The 16,676-nt window shown below is 66.2% G+C and carries 14 protein-coding genes and 1 tRNA gene; all 15 read right to left on the reverse strand.

What is annotated here, in order from left to right:
• Positions 1–92: 92 nt before the first annotated feature.
• The gene (gene nusA, locus MKP15_RS00365) at positions 93–1,604 is read right to left on the reverse strand and encodes a transcription termination factor NusA (RefSeq protein ID WP_161613139.1); all 1,512 of its coding nucleotides are present in this window, start codon (positions 1,602–1,604) and stop codon (positions 93–95) included.
• Positions 1,605–1,608: 4 nt separating this feature from the next.
• Complete coding sequence (rimP, locus tag MKP15_RS00370) at positions 1,609–2,199, reverse strand: ribosome maturation factor RimP (protein ID WP_054664883.1); 591 nt, start codon at positions 2,197–2,199, stop codon at positions 1,609–1,611.
• A gap of 196 nt (positions 2,200–2,395) precedes the next feature.
• A tRNA-Met gene (locus MKP15_RS00375) sits at positions 2,396–2,472 on the reverse strand.
• Positions 2,473–2,679: 207 nt separating this feature from the next.
• On the reverse strand, positions 2,680–4,140 hold the full coding sequence (nuoN, locus tag MKP15_RS00380; protein ID WP_104940172.1) for an NADH-quinone oxidoreductase subunit NuoN: 1,461 nt from the start codon (positions 4,138–4,140) through the stop codon (positions 2,680–2,682).
• A 37-nt stretch (positions 4,141–4,177) separates the two neighbouring features.
• A complete protein-coding gene (locus MKP15_RS00385) occupies positions 4,178–5,689 on the reverse strand; it encodes an NADH-quinone oxidoreductase subunit M (protein ID WP_104938573.1) in 1,512 nt (503 codons plus the stop codon).
• 20 nt (positions 5,690–5,709) lie between these two features.
• Complete coding sequence (gene nuoL / locus MKP15_RS00390) at positions 5,710–7,848, reverse strand: NADH-quinone oxidoreductase subunit L (protein WP_240211442.1); 2,139 nt, start codon at positions 7,846–7,848, stop codon at positions 5,710–5,712.
• A 7-nt stretch (positions 7,849–7,855) separates the two neighbouring features.
• The gene (nuoK, locus tag MKP15_RS00395) at positions 7,856–8,161 is read right to left on the reverse strand and encodes an NADH-quinone oxidoreductase subunit NuoK (protein WP_054664875.1); all 306 of its coding nucleotides are present in this window, start codon (positions 8,159–8,161) and stop codon (positions 7,856–7,858) included.
• The gene (locus MKP15_RS00400; protein WP_104938571.1) at positions 8,158–8,817 is read right to left on the reverse strand and encodes an NADH-quinone oxidoreductase subunit J; all 660 of its coding nucleotides are present in this window, start codon (positions 8,815–8,817) and stop codon (positions 8,158–8,160) included. The genes nuoK and MKP15_RS00400 overlap by 4 nt, the downstream gene beginning before the upstream one ends.
• A 10-nt stretch (positions 8,818–8,827) precedes the next feature.
• Complete coding sequence (gene nuoI / locus MKP15_RS00405) at positions 8,828–9,316, reverse strand: NADH-quinone oxidoreductase subunit NuoI (RefSeq protein WP_054664867.1); 489 nt, start codon at positions 9,314–9,316, stop codon at positions 8,828–8,830.
• 3 nt (positions 9,317–9,319) lie between these two features.
• Positions 9,320–10,414, reverse strand: coding sequence for an NADH-quinone oxidoreductase subunit NuoH (gene nuoH, locus MKP15_RS00410; RefSeq protein ID WP_161613140.1), 1,095 nt, complete (start codon positions 10,412–10,414; stop codon positions 9,320–9,322).
• The gene (gene nuoG / locus MKP15_RS00415; RefSeq protein ID WP_240211443.1) at positions 10,411–12,657 is read right to left on the reverse strand and encodes an NADH-quinone oxidoreductase subunit NuoG; all 2,247 of its coding nucleotides are present in this window, start codon (positions 12,655–12,657) and stop codon (positions 10,411–10,413) included. The genes nuoH and nuoG overlap by 4 nt, the downstream gene beginning before the upstream one ends.
• Positions 12,654–13,991 carry an NADH-quinone oxidoreductase subunit NuoF gene (gene nuoF / locus MKP15_RS00420; RefSeq protein ID WP_104938568.1) on the reverse strand — a complete coding sequence of 446 codons (1,338 nt, stop codon included), beginning with the start codon at positions 13,989–13,991 and terminating at the stop codon, positions 12,654–12,656. The genes nuoG and nuoF overlap by 4 nt, the downstream gene beginning before the upstream one ends.
• A gap of 3 nt (positions 13,992–13,994) precedes the next feature.
• Entirely contained in the window at positions 13,995–14,522 is a 528-nt protein-coding gene (gene nuoE / locus MKP15_RS00425; protein ID WP_104938567.1) for an NADH-quinone oxidoreductase subunit NuoE, read from the reverse strand.
• A gap of 91 nt (positions 14,523–14,613) precedes the next feature.
• Positions 14,614–15,921 carry an NADH-quinone oxidoreductase subunit D gene (locus MKP15_RS00430; RefSeq protein ID WP_104938566.1) on the reverse strand — a complete coding sequence of 436 codons (1,308 nt, stop codon included), beginning with the start codon at positions 15,919–15,921 and terminating at the stop codon, positions 14,614–14,616.
• Positions 15,918–16,670 carry an NADH-quinone oxidoreductase subunit C gene (locus tag MKP15_RS00435; RefSeq protein ID WP_161613144.1) on the reverse strand — a complete coding sequence of 251 codons (753 nt, stop codon included), beginning with the start codon at positions 16,668–16,670 and terminating at the stop codon, positions 15,918–15,920. The genes MKP15_RS00430 and MKP15_RS00435 overlap by 4 nt, the downstream gene beginning before the upstream one ends.
• Positions 16,671–16,676: the final 6 nt, after the last annotated feature.

The following is a 16,676-nucleotide window of genomic DNA, read 5'->3' on the forward strand; positions in this document are numbered from 1 at the left end:
GATCCTATGATCTTGTTGGCGCCCCCTCGATACGGACGAAGGCAGCGCGGAGTCTACGCCCTGAGCGGCTCAGGGCCCTGTTCATCGCTGGCTCATTCGCCGCGCTCCAGACGGGCGATCTCCTCGGCGCGGGCTGCCAGGACCAGCGCCGCGGCGCGCTCCAGGTCCATGCCCTCGATGCCGAACTCCAGGACTTCGTCGGCCGCCAGGTCCGACAGGTCCTCGCTGGTGCGCACGCCGTTCCCGGCCAGCGCATAGGCCGTGGCCTCGTCCATGCCCGGCAGCGCCAGCAGGTCCGCCGCCGGCACGCCTTCCTCGGCGCCCTCTTCCACCGCCAGCGCCTCGTTGAGCAGTGCGTCGCGGGCACGGGCGCGCAGTTCCTCGACGATGTCCTCGTCGAAGCCCTCCACCGCCAGCAGCTCGCCGATCGGCACGTAGGCGATTTCCTCGACGGTGCTGAAGCCCTCGCTGACCAGGATGCCGGCGATTTCCTCGTCCACTTCCAGCTTGTCCATGAACAGCTGGCGGGCGACGGCCTGCTCGGCCTCCGACTTGGCGGCGACCTGGTCCTGGGTCATGACGTTGAGCTGCCAGCCGGTCAGGCGGCTGGCCAGGCGCACGTTCTGGCCGCCCTTGCCGATCGCCTGGGCCAGGCGCTCTTCGGCCACGGCCAGGTCCATCGAGTGCTTCTCCTCATCGACGATGATGGACTGCACCTCGGCCGGCGCCATCGCGTTGATGACGAAATTGGCCGGGTTCTCGTTCCACAGCACGATGTCCACGCGCTCGCCGTTGAGCTCGTTGCTCACCGCCTGCACGCGCGAACCGCGCATGCCGATGCAGGCGCCGATCGGATCGGTGCGGCTGTCGTGGGCGATGACCGCGATCTTGGCGCGGTCACCCGGGTCGCGGGCGCAGGCCTTGATCTCGACCAGCCCCTGGCCGACTTCCGGCACTTCCAGCTTGAACAGCTCGATCATGAACTCGGGAGCGGCGCGGCTGATGAACAGCTGCGGGCCGCGCGGCTCCGAACGCACCTCGGCCAGGTAACCGCGCACGCGGTCGCCGGCGCGCAGCACGTCGCGCGGAATGCCCTTGTCCTTGGGGATGAACGCCTCGGCGTTGCCGCCCAGGTCGACGTAGATGTTGCCGCGCTCGGCACGCTTGACCACGCCGGTCACCAGCTCGCCGACACGGTCCTTCCACGCGTCCACGACCTGCTGGCGCTCGGCCTCGCGCACGCGCTGCACGATCACCTGCTTGGCGGCCTGCGCGGCGATGCGCCCGAAGTCCGGGTTCTCGATCTGCTCCTCGATATAGTCGCCGACCTCGACGCCGTCGGCCTCCTCGATCGCGTCCATCAGGCGGATCTGGCGGTCCGGCGACTCCATCACCACGTCGTCGGCCACGACTTCCCAGCGGCGGAAAGTCTCGTAGCTGCCGTCCTTGTGGTCGATCGAAACGCGCGCGAGCACGTCCTGGTCCACATAGCGCTTCTTGGCCGCGGAGGCGAGCGCCGCCTCGATCGCATCGAAGATCACTTCGCGCGGCACGCCTTTCTCATTGGCGACCGCGTCGACTACCAGCAGAAGTTCCTTGCTCATCGGCTTACTCCGCGCGCGGCTTGCGGGCCGCGGTTTCGTTATTGGATTTGTTCCTGGCCGCGCTCCCCTGCCTGGGGGCCGGGCCGGTCGGTTTGGTCGGAGCCAGGCCAAGCGCGGCCCAGTCCGGAATGATGCGCGCCTTGTCGATATTGTCGAAAGCCGCCACGAACGGCTTGCCATCGACCACGAAGGTCACGGTGCCGGCATCGGCATCCACCGCGGCGATCTCGCCCTGCAGGCGGCGCCGGTTCTCCTGCGGCAGCTTCAGCCCGACCTTGGCCGACTCGCCCAGGTGGCGCTCGAACTGCTCCAGGGTGAACAGCGGCCGGTCCACGCCCGGCGAAGACACCTCCAGCGTGTAGTTGCCGCTGATCGGATCCTCGACGTCCAGCTGCGCGGAGACCTCGCGGCTCACCCGCTCGCAGTCGTCGATGTTGACCACGCGTTCGGGCTGCTCGGCCAGCGGCACGTCGATGTACAGACGCAGCGTGGCGCCGCCCGGCGCCGGCAGATACTCGGCGCCCAGCAGATCCAGGCCCAACGCCTGCACGGTGGGGCCCAGCAGATTCGCGATTTCAGTAGCCTTGTCGCTCACAGCCTGCCTTGATTTGGGTAATGGGAAACGGGAAGAACCGGCCGGACTTTTCGTTTTGCGGAAACAACAAAGGGCCCGACTGGGCCCTTTGTCCGGTATGAATCCGGTGACTGGATTCCGGTTGCAGGAACGGAAGCAATCGTTCCTGCGAGCCCAGATTCAGCCTTCCACAACAGATGTTGAAGAAGGCCGGAACTGGTAGCGGGGGCAGGATTTGAACCTGCGACCTTCGGGTTATGAGCCCGACGAGCTGCCAGACTGCTCCACCCCGCAGCAGAAGCGGAATTATGAAGTAATTGGACCGTTACCGCAAGTCTTTTTTACTTCATTGTTTCAGGGGATCCGGGGATTCCGCTGAAACCCGGAACGCTCCACGTTCCGGCTGACCATCCTGCGATGGCCCGGCGATACCGGCTTGCCGGTACCGCCCTCAACTCAGTGCGCGCATATTACATGAATCGCGCCGTTTTGTATCGCTTTTTATGACAAATGAGCAAATGCGTTGCGCATCCAGGCCAGCAGCGGCCCCAAGGCCACCGGCAGCACCAGCAGCGCCACGCAGTTCACGCCCAGCACGATGCCCAGGAGACGGTCATTGTTGCGCGGCAGCGGCTCGCCCACCGGCTCGTCGAAGTACATGACCTTGACCACGCGCAGGTAGTAGAAGCAGCCCACCACCGCGCTGATCACGCCCAGGATCACAAGCCACAGCAGGCCACCGTTGACCGCCGCGCCCAGCACCGCCAGCTTGGCCCAGAAGCCCAGGAACGGCGGGATGCCGGCCAACGAGAACATGGCGCACAGCATGAGCCCGGCCATCCACGGATTGCGCGCATTCAGGCCCTTGAAGTCGTCGATGCTCTCGGCCTCGAAGCCCGAGCGCGACAGCGCGACGATCACGCCGAAAGCGGCGGTGGACATGATCGCGTAGGCCACGGCGTAGAACATCGCCGACGAATAGCCGGCGGCGCCGCCGCCGGCCACGCCCATCAGCAGGAAGCCGATGTGCGAGACCGTCGAATAGGCCAGCATGCGCTTGAGGTTGACCTGGGCGATGGCCATCAGGTTACCCACCACCAGCGACAGCGCAGCAAGGCCGGCGAGCACGTACTGCAGCTCGCTCGACAACGGGCCGACGCCGGCTTCGAGCAGGCGATAGGCCATGCCGAACGCCGCCAGCTTCGGGGCCGAACTGATGAACAGCGCGATCGGCGCCGGCGCACCCTGGTAGACGTCCGGCAGCCACATGTGGAACGGCGCGGCACCCAGCTTGAAGGCGACGCCGGCGACCATGAACACCGCGCCGGTCAGCAGCAGCACACGCTCGTCCGACTGGGTGGCGGCGGCATGGATCACGTCCAGGTGCAGCGAACCGGTGGCGCCATACACCAGCGACATGCCGTACAGCAGCAGGCCAGAGGCCAGCGAGCCGAGCACGATGTACTTCATGCCCGCTTCGGCGGCCAGCTTGTTGTCGCGGTTGCTGGCCACCAGCGCATAGGAACACAGCGCCAGCAGCTCCAGCCCCAGGTAGACCATCAGCAGGCTGCCGGCGGAGACCAGCAGCATCATGCCCGCGGTGGCGAACAGCACCAGCACCGCGATCTCGCCCTGGTACAGGTTGCGCTCGCGCAGGTAGCTCCAGCCATAGATCAGGGTCAGGCCGCTGACCAGTACCACCACCGTCTTCATGACGTCGGCGGCGTTGTCGCGGATGAACATGCCATGGAACACCTCGCCCTGCCCGCCCACGCCGCCAAGCAGCATGGCGAAAGCAACGGCAAGGATGGCGACCGACAGGAAGTGGGTCCAGACCTTGTGGCGGTTGCTGATGAACAGGTCGAGGATCAGCAGGGCGAAGGCCCCGCCGATCACCACCAGTTCTGGCAGCAACGGCGGGAGGTCGGCGGCGGTCAACGGCAGTAGCGTCGGCGTTGTCATCATCAAATCCTGGAATCAATACTCTCGACGGGGCCGCTTACAGCAGCTTGCTCGATGCGATCTGCATCGCCAGCTTGGCGATGGAGGGCTCCATCAGTTCGGTCAGCGGACGCGGATACACGCCAAGCGCCAGCGTACCGACCGCGAACACACCCAGCACCAGCCATTCGCGCCCGTTGATGTCCTTCATCTCGGCCACGTGGGCGTTGCCCACCTCGCCGAAGAACACGCGCTTGTACAGCCACAGCGAATACGCCGCGCCGATGATCAGCGTGGTGGCCGCAGCCAGCGCCACCAGCGGCTCCCACTGGAAGCTGGCCAGCACCACCATGAACTCGCCGACGAAACCACTGGTGCCCGGCAGGCCGGAGTTGGCCATGAAGAACAGCAGCGCGAATGCGGCGAACCACGGCATCACGTTGGCCACGCCGCCGTAGTCGGCGATGCGACGGGTGTGCAGGCGGTCGTAGAGCACGCCGATGCAGGAGAACATCGCGCCGGACACGAAACCGTGCGAGACCATCTGCACCATCGCACCCTGCAGGCCGAGGCGGGCGGCATCGGCGTTGCCGGCCTCGCGCACCAGCCACAGCGCGGTGAACGTGCCCAGGGTCACGAAGCCCATGTGCGCGACCGAGGAATAGGCCACCAGCTTCTTCATGTCGTCCTGCACCAGCGCCACCAGGCCGACGTAGATCACCGCCACCAGCGACAGCGCGATCACCAGCCAGGCCCACTCGTGGCTGGCATCGGGCACGATCGGCAGGTTGAAGCGCAGGAAGCCGTAGCCGCCGATCTTCAGCGCGATCGCCGCCAGGATCACCGAACCGGCGGTCGGCGCTTCCACGTGGGCGTCCGGCAGCCAGGTGTGCACCGGGAACATCGGCACCTTGACCGCGAAGGCGATCAGGAACGCGAAGAACACCCAGGTCTGCTCCCTGGCCGACAGCTGCAGCTGGTACAGGTCGGCCAGCTGGAAGCTGCCGCCCTTGATGTACAGGTAGATCAGCGCCACCAGCATCAGCACCGAGCCGAGGAAGGTGTACAGGAAGAACTTCAGCGCGGCATAGATGCGGCGCGGGCCACCCCAGACACCGATGATCAGGAACATCGGGATCAGCATGGCTTCGAAGAACACGTAGAACAGCATCGCGTCGGTGGCGGCGAAGATGCCCACCGTCACGCCTTCCAGGATCAGGAAGGCGGCCACGTACTGGTTGACGCGCTTGTCGATCACGCCCCAGGCGCCGACCAGCGCCAGCACGCCCACCAGGGTGGTCAGCAGCACCAGCGCGATGGCGATGCCGTCCACCGCCAGGTTGTAGCCGATGCCGTAGGCAGGAATCCACGGATGCTGCTCGACGAACTGCATCACCTCGGCGGCGGTGCGGTCATAGCCGGTGAGCAGGCCGAGGCTCAACAGGAAGGTGAGCAGTGCCACCGCCAGGGACGCCCAGCGGGCAGCCTGGGCGTTGCGCACGGCAAGAATCAACGCACCGCCGAGGATCGGCAGCCAGATGAGGATACTGAGTAGGGGCCAGTTCGACACGTCTTCTTATTCCGTACAGGTCAACGCGAGAAATGCATCAGCAGGCCCAGCAGGGCGATCAGGCCGATGATCATCACGAAGGCGTAGTGGTAGAGGAAACCGGATTGGGTGCGGCGCAGCAGGTTGGCGGCAAGCTCGACCACGCGGGCCGCGCCGTTGACCACACCATCCACCACGTTGCTGTCCACGGCACGGGCGGCCTTGCCAAGCTTGACGCTGCCACCGGCGAAACCATCGATCCACAGCTTGTCGAAGCCGTACTTGTTCTCCAGCACCGATACCACCGGCGCCAGGGCCTTGCGGGACTTGCCTGCCAGCTCGGGCTTCCAGATGTAGAACACCCAGGCCAGGATGAAACCGGCCACCGTCAGCCAGAACGCCGGCATCATCATGCCGTGCAGGGCGTAGGCCACCGAGCCGTGCCAGAACTCCCTGCCCACCGCGGCGATGGTGTCGCGCGCCGGATCGTAGAAATCGACGATGCCGGTGAAGAACGACAGGGTCTGGCCGGGGATCCCGGTGGCGGCGGCGTGGCCGTCCCAGCCGGTGCCGAACAGCATCGGGCCGATGGTGAAGAAGCCGATCAGGATGGACGGGATCGCCAGCAGGATCAGCGGCAGGGTCACCACCCACGGCGACTCGTGCGGCTCGTGCGCGCCGTGGCCATGCGCGTCGCCATGGTGGTGGGCGTCGTGGCCGTGGTCGTCATGCGCGTCACGGAAGCGTTCCTTGCCGAAGAAGGTCAGGAACAGCAGGCGGAAGCTGTAGAAGCTGGTGACGATCACGCCGCCCAGCACCGCCCAGTAGCCGTAGGTCGCCACCCAGTTGTCCGAGGTGTGGGCATGCAGCGCGGCCGCCTCGATGATGGTGTCCTTCGAGTAGAAGCCGGCGAAGAACGGCGTGCCCACCAGCGCCAGGGTGCCGATCCACATGGTGATGTGGGTGATCGGCATGTACTTGCGCAGGCCGCCCATCTTCATCATGTTCTGCTCGTGGTGCATGCCGATGATGACCGAGCCGGCACCCAGGAACAGCAGCGCCTTGAAGAAGGCGTGGGTCATCAGGTGGAACACCGCGCCCGAATAGGCCGACACACCCAGGGCGACGGTCATGTAGCCCAGCTGCGACAGCGTCGAGTAGGCGACCACGCGCTTGATGTCGTTCTGCACGATGCCGATCAGGCCGGTGAAGAAGGCCGTGGTGGCGCCGATGAACAGCACGAAGTTCAGCGCGGTCTGCGACAGCTCGAACAGCGGCGACATGCGGGTCACCATGAAGATGCCGGCGGTGACCATGGTCGCAGCATGGATCAGCGCCGAGATCGGGGTCGGGCCTTCCATCGAATCGGGCAGCCACACGTGCAGCGGCACCTGCGCCGACTTGCCCATCGCACCGATGAACAGGCAGATGCAGATCAGGGTGGCGATCGACCAGATCACCGGCTCGCTCAGCACCTGCACCGGATGGCCGAACAGGTTGATCGAACCCGACCACACCTGGATCAGCGCATTGGGGTCGTTCAGCAGCGGCGCATTGGCGAACACGGTGGCGTAGTCCAGGGTGCCGAACACCCACAGTACGCCGGCGATACCGAGCAGGAAGCCGAAGTCGCCCACGCGGTTGACCAGGAACGCCTTCATGTTGGCGAAGATCGCGCTGGGCTTCTTGAAGTAGAAACCGATCAGCAGGTACGACACCAGGCCCACCGCTTCCCAGCCGAAGAACAGCTGCAGGAAGTTGTTGCTCATCACCAGGGTGAGCATCGAGAAGGTGAACAGCGAGATATAGCTGAAGAAGCGCTGGTAGCCATCGTCATCGGCCATGTAGCCGATCGAGTAGATGTGCACCAGCAGCGACACGAAGGTCACCACCACCATCATCATCGCGGTCAGGCGGTCGACCATGAAACCGACATGCGCGGCGTACTGGCCGACTTCGAAGAAGGTGTAGATGTTCTGGTTGAACGGCTGCGCCCCGCCCCACAGCAGCTGGTACAGGGTATGCAGCGACAGTGCGCAGCTGACCGCCACGCCCAGGATGGTGGCGTACTGGGCGCCCTTGCGCCCCACCTGGCGACCGAACAGGCCGGCGATGATGCTGCCGAACAGCGGTGCGAGCACCACTGCGATCAACAGACTCTTGGAGAGAGTGATTTCCATCTGTGGGTCAGCCCTTCAACGAATCGACTTCGCCAACGTTGATGGTGTGGCGGGTACGGAACAGGGTCACCAGGATCGCGAGGCCGATGGCGGCTTCCGCCGCGGCCACGGTCAGGATGAAGAACACGAACAGCTGGCCGGCGGTGTCGCCGAGCTGCCGCGAGAAGGCGACGAAGTTGATGTTCACCGACAGCAGCATCAACTCGATCGACATCAGCAGCACGATGATGTTCTTGCGGTTGAGGAAGATGCCGGCGACGGAGATGCAGAACATCACCGCGCCGAGCGCGAGCATGTGGCCCAGGGAAATCATGGCTTGGCCTCCTCGCCGCCTTCGTTGTGCAGGGTATCGGTCAGCGGCACCGGCTTCTCGGCCGCCATCTTCACGATGCGCAGGCGGTCGCTGGCGCGGACACGGGTCTGCTCCGAGGGATTCTGCGTCTTCACGCCGGTGCGGCGGCGCAGGGTCAGCATCACCGCGGCGATCACCGCCACGGTCAGGATCACCGCGGCGAACTCGAACGGCAGCAGGTACTCGGTGAACAGGCTGCGCGCCAGCCAGGTGATGTTGGAGCTGTCGGCGGCCGCGGCGGCGGCGTTGTCCGCCGGGAACGGGGCGGCCGCACGGGCCTTGATGCCGATCAGGGTCAGCATCTGCAGCAGCATCACCACCGCCACCACCAGCCCGACCGGCAGGTAGCGCACCCAGCCCTCGCGCAGGCTGTCGGTTTCGACGTCCAGCATCATCACCACGAACAGGAACAGCACCATCACCGCGCCGACGTACACCAGCACCAGGGTAACGCCGAGGAACTCGGCGCCGACCAGCAGCCAGACGCAGGCGACGGAGAAGAAGGTCAGGATCAGGCACAGCACGGCATACACCGGGTTGCGCACGCTGATCACCGACAGGGCCGACAGCCCCGCCACGACCGAGAAGAACCAGAAGGCGATATTTACCCAATCCATCTTTCGGTCCTCAGCGGAAGGCGGCGTCGGCGGCGCGGCGTTCGGCGATCTCGGCTTCCAGCCGATCACCGATGGCCAGCAGCTGCGGCTTGGTGACGATGTTCTCGCCACGGTTCTCGAAGTGGTACTCGAGGATGTGGGTTTCCACGATCGAATCCACCGGGCAGCTCTCCTCGCAGAAACCGCAGAAGATGCACTTGAACAGGTCGATCTCGTAACGCGTGGTGCGGCGGGTACCGTCCTCGCGCTTGGCCGAGTCGATGGTGATGGCCAGCGCCGGGCACACCGCTTCGCACAGCTTGCAGGCGATGCAGCGTTCCTCGCCGTTCGGGTAGCGGCGCAGCGCGTGCAGGCCGCGGAAACGCGGCGACTGCGGGAACTTCTCCATCGGGTACAGCACGGTGTACTTGGGCTTGAACGCGTACTTCAGCGTCAGCCACATGCCGGAGACGAGCTCCAGCAGCAGCAGGCTCTTGAAATAGTGGGTGATCTTTTTCATGAATCAAACGCCTCTCTGGATCACGCCGTAGAACACGAGTAGTGCGGTCACCGCGATCCACGCGATGGTCAACGGGATGAACACCTTCCAGCCCAGACGCATGATCTGGTCGTAGCGGAAGCGCGGGAACGTGGCGCGGAACCAGATGTAGGAACTGGCGAAGAAGAACACCTTGGCCAGCAGCCACGGCCAGCCACCGTTCCAGATCCAGTCGACCCACGGCGACACGTCCGCCGTGACCCAGCCCTGGATCGGGCTCAGCCAGCCGCCCAGGAAGAAGATCGAGATCAGGAAGCTGATCAGGATCATGTTGGCGTACTCGGCCAGGAAGAACAGCGCGAACGCACCGCCGGAATATTCGACCATGTGGCCGGCGACGATTTCCGACTCGCCTTCCACCACGTCGAACGGGGCGCGGTTGGTCTCGGCCACGCCGGACACCCAGTACACGACGAACAGCGGCAGCAGCGGCAGCAGGAACCAGTCGAACAGGCCCGAGCTGCCCTTCTGCGCCAGCACGATCTCGGTCAGGTTCAGGCTGCCGGCGGCGATCATCACCCCGACCAGCGCGAAGCCCATGGCGATCTCGTAGCTGACCATCTGCGCGGCCGAACGCATCGCGCCGAGGAAGGCGTACTTGGAGTTGGACGCCCAGCCGGCCAGGATCACGCCGTAGATGCCCAGCGAGGTCATCGCCAGCAGGTACAGCAGGCCGACGTTGGCGTTGGACAGCACCAGCTTGTAGTCGAACGGCACCACCGACCAGGCGGCGAACGATGGCGCCAGCACGATCAGCGGCGCCAGCACGTACATCGCCTTGTGCGCGTTGGCCGGGCGCACGATTTCCTTGAACAGCAGCTTGGTGACGTCGGCGAAGGCCTGCAGCAGGCCACCGAGGCCGACGTACATCGGCCCGTGGCGGACATGCATCCAGCCGATCAGCTTGCGCTCCCACAACACGTAGAACGCTACCGACACGATGATCGGCATGGCGATCACCAGGATCTTCAGCACCGTCCACAGCACGATGCCGATGTCGCCCAGCGCCAGCAACCACTGGTGCAGCGGATCGACCGCGTTCAACAGCAACTCGTTCATGCAGCCACCACCGTTACCCGAGCGGCGCCCAGCGGCGCGGTGGCGCCGTGGCCCGATTCAATCCAGACCGCACCGGCGGCGACGCGCGCGTCGACCACGACCGGCAGGGTCGCCTTGCCGGCATCGGTGCCGACCTTGGCCATCTGCCCTTCCACCAGCTGCAGGCGCGCGGCGTCATCGCTGTTGAGCACGATGCGCGGCGCGTTGTTCAGCGGGTGCGCCTGCAGCGCCGCGGCGCGGCGGACCACCGCGTCGGTGCGGTAGATCGCGGCGGTCGACGCCACTTCCAGGCCCTCGCCCGCCACCTGCGGCTGCGCGGACGCGGCCACCTTCACCTGCACCGGCTGCAGGCCGGCACGCAGGCCTGCCAGGTCGGTGAAGCCGAAACCGGCCAGCTGCAGATCGCCGCCCAGGGCGCGCAGCACGCGCCAGCCCTCGCGGGCCTCGCCCGGCAGCTTGCCGCCGGCACGGGCCTGCTGCTCGCGGCCATCGAGGTTGGTCAGGGTCGCGTCGATTTCCGGCAGCGCGCCGATCGGCAGGATCACGTCGGCCACGTCGCGGGTCGACGCGCAGGCGAACTGGCTGAACGCCACCACCCCGGCACCGGCCAGCGCCTTGCGCGCGGCGGCGCTGTCGGCGAAGTCCAGGCCCGGCTCGATGCCGTACAGCACGTACGCCTTGCGCGGCTGCGCCAGCATCGTGGCGACGTCCTTGCCGGCCGGCAACACGCCGGCGCGGGACAGGCCGACGGCATTGGCGCCCTGCGGGATGCGGCACAGCCGGGCGCCGGTAGCGGCGGCGAATTCGCGCGCGGCGGCACGGATCGCGGCGGCCTGCGGATGGTTCTCGGCGATGCCACCGACGATCAGCACGGTATTGCCACCGCCCTGCACCGCCGCACGCAGCTCGGCACTGGCCAGCGCGTCGGCGAACTTCGACGGGGCGACGATCTGCTTGCCGGCCAGGGTGAACGCGAAGTCGAAGTCGACCGGATTGATCGCGAACACCTGCGCGCCATGCTTGGTCTGCGCCTTGCGCAGGCGCGCGTGCAGCAGCGGCAGCTCGTGGCGGATGTTGCTGCCCAGCAGCACGATGCGGTCGGCGCCTTCGATCTCGGCCAGCGTGGCGCCGAACACTTCGGCGGACGCGGCGTCGGAGAAGTCGCGGTTGTCGATGCGGTGGTCGATGTTGGCGCAGCCCAGGCCAGCGGCCAGGCGGGCCAGCAGCGCGCCCTCCTCGTTGGAGGTCGACGGGTGCACCAGCACGCCGAGGTCGTCGCCACGGTTGCCGTCCAGGATCTCGCGGGCGGCGGCCAGGCCTTCGGCCCAGCTCACTTCCTTCCACTCGCCGTTGACCTTCTGCAGCGGCTTGAGCGCGCGGTCCGCGGCGTACAGGCCCTGGTGCGAATAACGGTCGCGGTCGGACAGCCAGCACTCGTTGACCAGTTCGTTGTCACGCGGCACCGCGCGCAGCACTTCGCCGCGACGCACGTGCAGGAACAGGTTCGAGCCCATCGCGTCGTGATAGCCGAGCGATTCGCGCGCGGTCAGCTCCCACGGGCGGGCGCGGAACTGGAACACCTTGTTGGTCAGCGCACCCACCGGGCACACGTCGATCACGTTGCCGGACAGCTCGGTGGTCAGCGGCTTGCCGTCGTAGGTGCCGATCTGCAGGTTCTCGCCACGGTACATGCCGCCCAGCTCGTAGGTGCCGGCGATTTCCGCGGTGAAACGCACGCAGCGGGTGCACTGGATGCAGCGGGTCATCTCGGTGGCGACCAGCGGGCCCATGTCCTCATCGGCCACCACGCGCTTGCGCTCGTTGAAGCGGCTGACAGAGCGGCCATAGCCCAGCGACACGTCCTGCAGCTCGCACTCGCCGCCCTGGTCGCAGATCGGGCAGTCCAGCGGGTGGTTGATCAGCAGGAACTCCATGACCGAACGCTGGTACTTGAGCGCCTTCTCGTTGCGGGTCTGGATCTTCATGCCATCCATGACCGGCGTGGCACATGCCGGCGACGGCTTGGGCGACTTCTCGACGTCGACCAGGCACATGCGGCAGTTGGCCGCGATCGGCAGCTTCTCGTGGTAACAGAAGCGCGGGATCGGGATGCCGGCCTTGTCGGCGGCCTGGATGATCATCGACCCCTTGGGCGCGAACAGCGTCTGCCCATCGATCTCGATGGTGACGTGCCCTTCCGGCACCACCGGCGCCTCGCTCGGATTTACAGGTTGCGCGCTCATGCGGCAGCAGCCTCCACCTTCTTGCCGTCAACCATCGAATGACCGTTGACGATGTAGTACTCGAATTCGTCCCAGAACTGGCGCAGGAACCCCTGGATCGGCCATGCCGCCGCTTCGCCGAAGGCGCAGATGGTGTGGCCTTCGATCTGCCCGGCGACGGTGCGCAGCTGGTGCAGGTCTTCCATCGTGGCCTTGCCGGCGACGATGCGCTCCAGCACGCGGTGCATCCAGCCGGTGCCCTCGCGGCACGGGGTGCACTGGCCGCAGGATTCCTTGTGGAAGAACTGGCTGATGCGGCAGGCGAACTTGACGCAGCACACGCTGTCGTCCAGCACCACGATGGCACCGGAGCCCAGGCCCGAGCCCAGCGCGCGGATGGTGTCGTAGTCCATCGGCAGGCCCTTGAGCTGCTCGGCGGTCAGCACCGGCATCGACACGCCGCCCGGAATCGCGCCCTTCAGCTTGCGGCCCGGGCGCAGGCCACCGGCCATTTCCAGCAGTTCGTCGAAGGTGGTGCCCAGCGGCACCTCGAAGTTGCCGCCCTTCTGTACGCAGCCGGACACCGAGAAGCACTTGGGGCCGCCGTTGGCGGTCTTGCTCAGGCCCTTGAACCACTCCGGGCCGTTGCGGATGATCGCCGGCACCGAGCCGTAGGTCTCGGTGTTGTTGATCGTCGACGGCTTGCCGTACAGGCCGAAGTTGGCCGGGAACGGCGGCTTGTAGCGCGGCTGGCCCTTCTTGCCTTCCAGCGACTCCATCAGCGCGGTCTCTTCGCCGCAGATGTAGGCGCCGGCGCCCAGCGCCGCGTAGATGTCGATGTCCACGCCGCTGCCCAGCACGTTCTTGCCCAGCCAGCCATGCTTGTAGGCATCGGCCAGGGCCTGCTCGAAGTGCTCGAACGGCTCGTGGTGGAACTCGCCGCGCAGGTAGTTGTAGCCCACGGTCGAGCCGGTGGCGTAGCAGGCGATGGCCATGCCCTCCACCACCGAGTGCGGGTTGTAGCGCAGGATGTCGCGGTCCTTGCAGGTGCCCGGCTCGGACTCGTCCGAGTTGCACAGGATGTACTTCTGCGGTGCGTCCTTGGGCATGAACGACCACTTCAGGCCGGTCGGGAAGCCCGCGCCGCCACGGCCGCGCAGGCCGGACTGCTTGACCATCTCGATCACGTCGGCCGGCGCGATCTTCTCTTCGAGGATCTTGCGCAGCGCGGCGTAACCACCGGTCTTGAGGTAGTTTTCGTACGACCACGGGGTGTCGTAGTGCAGCGTGGTGTAGACCACGTTGTGCGGAAGCGGCGCCGGACCGACCGGGCCCCTGGATTCGTGGTGTGCCATGCCTTACTCCAGCCCGTCCAGCAGCGCGTCGACCTGGTCCAGCGTCAGGCGCTCGTGGTAGTGACCGTTGATGACCATCATCGGCGCGCCCGCGCAGCCGGCCAGGCACTCTTCCTCGCGCTTGAGGTAGACGCGGCCGTCCGGGGTCGATTCGCCGTGCTTGATGCCCAGCTTCTTCTCGCAATGGCGCACGATGTCCTCGGCGCCATTGAGCCAGCAGCTGATGTTGGTGCAGATGGCGACGTTGTTGCGGCCGACCTTCTGGGTTTCGAACATCGAATAGAAGGTGGCGACCTCGTAGGCCCACACGAACGGCAGGTCCAGGTACTTGGCCACCGCGGCGATCAGTTCGTCGCTCAGCCAGCCCTGGTTCTGCTCCTGCGCGGCGTGCAGGCCCTGCAGCACCGCCGAGCGCTTGCGCTCCGGCGGGAACTTCGTCAGCCAGTGATCGATGTGAGCACGGGTCTTGTCGCTCAACACCACCATCGGGTCGACGTCGCGCGCCGCCTCGAAATTACCTGTCGCCTTCATCGGCCGACCTCAACCAATAGCAGATCCTGGGAAACCGGTGCCTGCAGCAGCATGGCCGCGCTGGCACCGGGCGTTGTGCGCTTGCCCGGCATTACCGGTCGACCTCGCCGAACACGAGGTCGTAGGTGCCGATCATCGCCACCACGTCGGCCAGCATGTGGCCGCGCACGATCGAGTCGATCGAGGACAGGTGGGCGAAGCCCGGCGCACGCAGGTGCACGCGGAACGGCTTGTTGGCGCCGTCGGAGACCAGGTAGCAGCCGAACTCGCCCTTGGGCGCCTCGACCGCGGCGTAGGTCTCGCCGGCCGGCACGCAGTAGCCTTCGCTGAACAGCTTGAAGTGGTGGATCAGCGCTTCCATGTCGTCCTTCATCTCCGCACGCGACGGAGGGGCGACCTTGAAATTGCGGACCATGACCGGGCCGGGGTTGGCCTTCAGCCAGCGCACGCACTGCTGGATGATCCGGTTGGACTGGCGCATCTCGGCGACGCGGACCAGGTAACGGTCGTAGCAGTCGCCGTTGGTGCCCAGCGGGATGTCGAAATCGACCGCGTCGTACTTGGCGTACGGCTGCTTCTTGCGCAGGTCCCAGGCGATGCCCGAGCCGCGCAGCATGGCGCCGGTCATGCCCCACGCCAGCGCGTGCTCCGGGCTGACCACGCCGATGCCGACGGTGCGCTGCTTCCAGATGCGGTTGTCGGTGAGCAGGGTCTCGTACTCGTCGACGCGCTTGGGGAACTCGTTGGTGAAGTTCTCCAGGAAGTCCAGCAGCGAGCCTTCGCGGGCCGCGTTCAGGCGCTTGAGCGCATTGCCCTTGTGCCAGCGCGATTCCTTGTACTTCGGCATCGTGTCCGGCAGGTCGCGGTAGACGCCGCCCGGACGGTAGTAGGCCGCGTGCATGCGCGCGCCGGACACCGCCTCGTAGCAGTCCATCAGCTCTTCGCGCTCGCGGAACGCATACAGCATCACCGCCATCGCACCGAGGTCGAGCCCGTTCGAACCCAGCCACATCAGGTGGTTGAGGATGCGGGTGATCTCGTCGAACATCGTGCGGATGTACTGCGCGCGTTCCGGCACCTCGATACCCGCCAGGGTCTCGATCGCACGCACGTAGGCGTGCTCGTTGCACATCATCGAGCAGTAGTCCAGGCGATCCATGTAGCCGATCGACTGGTTGAATGGCTTGGACTCGGCCAGCTTCTCGGTGGCGCGATGCAGCAGGCCCACGTGCGGGTCGGCGCGCATGATGGTCTCGCCGTCCATCTCCAGGATCAGGCGCAGCACGCCATGCGCGGCCGGATGCTGCGGGCCGAAGTTCATGGTGTAGTTGCGGATCTCCTGCCGGGCTTCGGCGGGATTGCTGGCAAAGGCCCCGGTGGCCTGGTGGAACTCGCTCACTTGCTTGCCTCCGTCTGCGCGCGCTCGCCTTCGGCGGTCTGGAAGCGGGCGTCGTCGCGGATCACGCGCGGCACGCCCACGCGCGGCTCGACCGAAGTCACCGGCTCGTAGACCACGCGCTTCTTTTCTTCGTCGTAACGCACTTCGACGTTGCCGATCAGCGGGAAATCCTTGCGGAACGGATGGCCGACGAAACCGTAGTCGGTCAGGATGCGGCGCAGGTCCGGGTGGCCTTCGAAGATCACCCCGTACAGGTCGAACGCCTCGCGCTCGAACCAGTTCAGGCCCGGCCATACGCTGGTCAGCGACGCGACCACCGGCAGCGCCTCGTCCGGGGCGAAGCAGCGCATGCGCAGCAGCTGGTTGTGCTGGTAGGAACGCAGCTGCACGACCACGGCGAAGCGCTGCTTCGGCAGCGCGTCGGGCTGCGCGCCATTGGCGGTTTCGTGGCTGGGGAACTCACCCCAGGCGAAGCGGCCGGCACTCTTGCCTTCGACACCACGGCTGAAGCCGTGCGAGGAAACGTCGGACGTATCCCACTCGTCGCTGCCGTAGCCGAGATAGTCGACGCCGCACAGGTCGGTGGCGTGCTCGAAGCCGAACTCGTCGCGCAGGGCGACGGCCACGGCATGCCAGTCGGCCGACGGAACCTCCAGCGTCACTTCGCCGCGCGGTTCGACCACGGAGACCTGCGCACCGGCGAAACGCGCGCGAAGTCGGTCGATGAGTGAAGGTGCTTGCTGGGCCATGGGGGC

Source organism: Stenotrophomonas sp. Y6 (assembly GCF_022436665.1).
Classification (GTDB): domain Bacteria; phylum Pseudomonadota; class Gammaproteobacteria; order Xanthomonadales; family Xanthomonadaceae; genus Stenotrophomonas; species Stenotrophomonas acidaminiphila_A.

Bases quoted from the DNA above. Each gene is read 5' to 3' on its own strand.
- MKP15_RS00400 (WP_104938571.1), bottom strand. From the start codon at position 8,817: ATGGATTGGGTAAATATCGCCTTCTGGTTCTTCTCGGTCGTGGCGGGG.
- nusA (WP_161613139.1), bottom strand. From the start codon at position 1,604: ATGAGCAAGGAACTTCTGCTGGTAGTCGACGCGGTCGCCAATGAGAAA.
- nuoL (WP_240211442.1), bottom strand. From the start codon at position 7,848: ATGGAAATCACTCTCTCCAAGAGTCTGTTGATCGCAGTGGTGCTCGCA.
- nuoG (WP_240211443.1), bottom strand. From the start codon at position 12,657: ATGAGCGCGCAACCTGTAAATCCGAGCGAGGCGCCGGTGGTGCCGGAA.
- nuoE (WP_104938567.1), bottom strand. From the start codon at position 14,522: ATGAAGGCGACAGGTAATTTCGAGGCGGCGCGCGACGTCGACCCGATG.
- nuoF (WP_104938568.1), bottom strand. From the start codon at position 13,991: ATGGCACACCACGAATCCAGGGGCCCGGTCGGTCCGGCGCCGCTTCCG.
- nuoI (WP_054664867.1), bottom strand. From the start codon at position 9,316: ATGAAAAAGATCACCCACTATTTCAAGAGCCTGCTGCTGCTGGAGCTC.
- nuoN (WP_104940172.1), bottom strand. From the start codon at position 4,140: ATGACAACGCCGACGCTACTGCCGTTGACCGCCGCCGACCTCCCGCCG.
- MKP15_RS00435 (WP_161613144.1), bottom strand. From the start codon at position 16,670: ATGGCCCAGCAAGCACCTTCACTCATCGACCGACTTCGCGCGCGTTTC.
- nuoK (WP_054664875.1), bottom strand. From the start codon at position 8,161: ATGATTTCCCTGGGCCACATGCTCGCGCTCGGCGCGGTGATGTTCTGC.
- nuoH (WP_161613140.1), bottom strand. From the start codon at position 10,414: ATGAACGAGTTGCTGTTGAACGCGGTCGATCCGCTGCACCAGTGGTTG.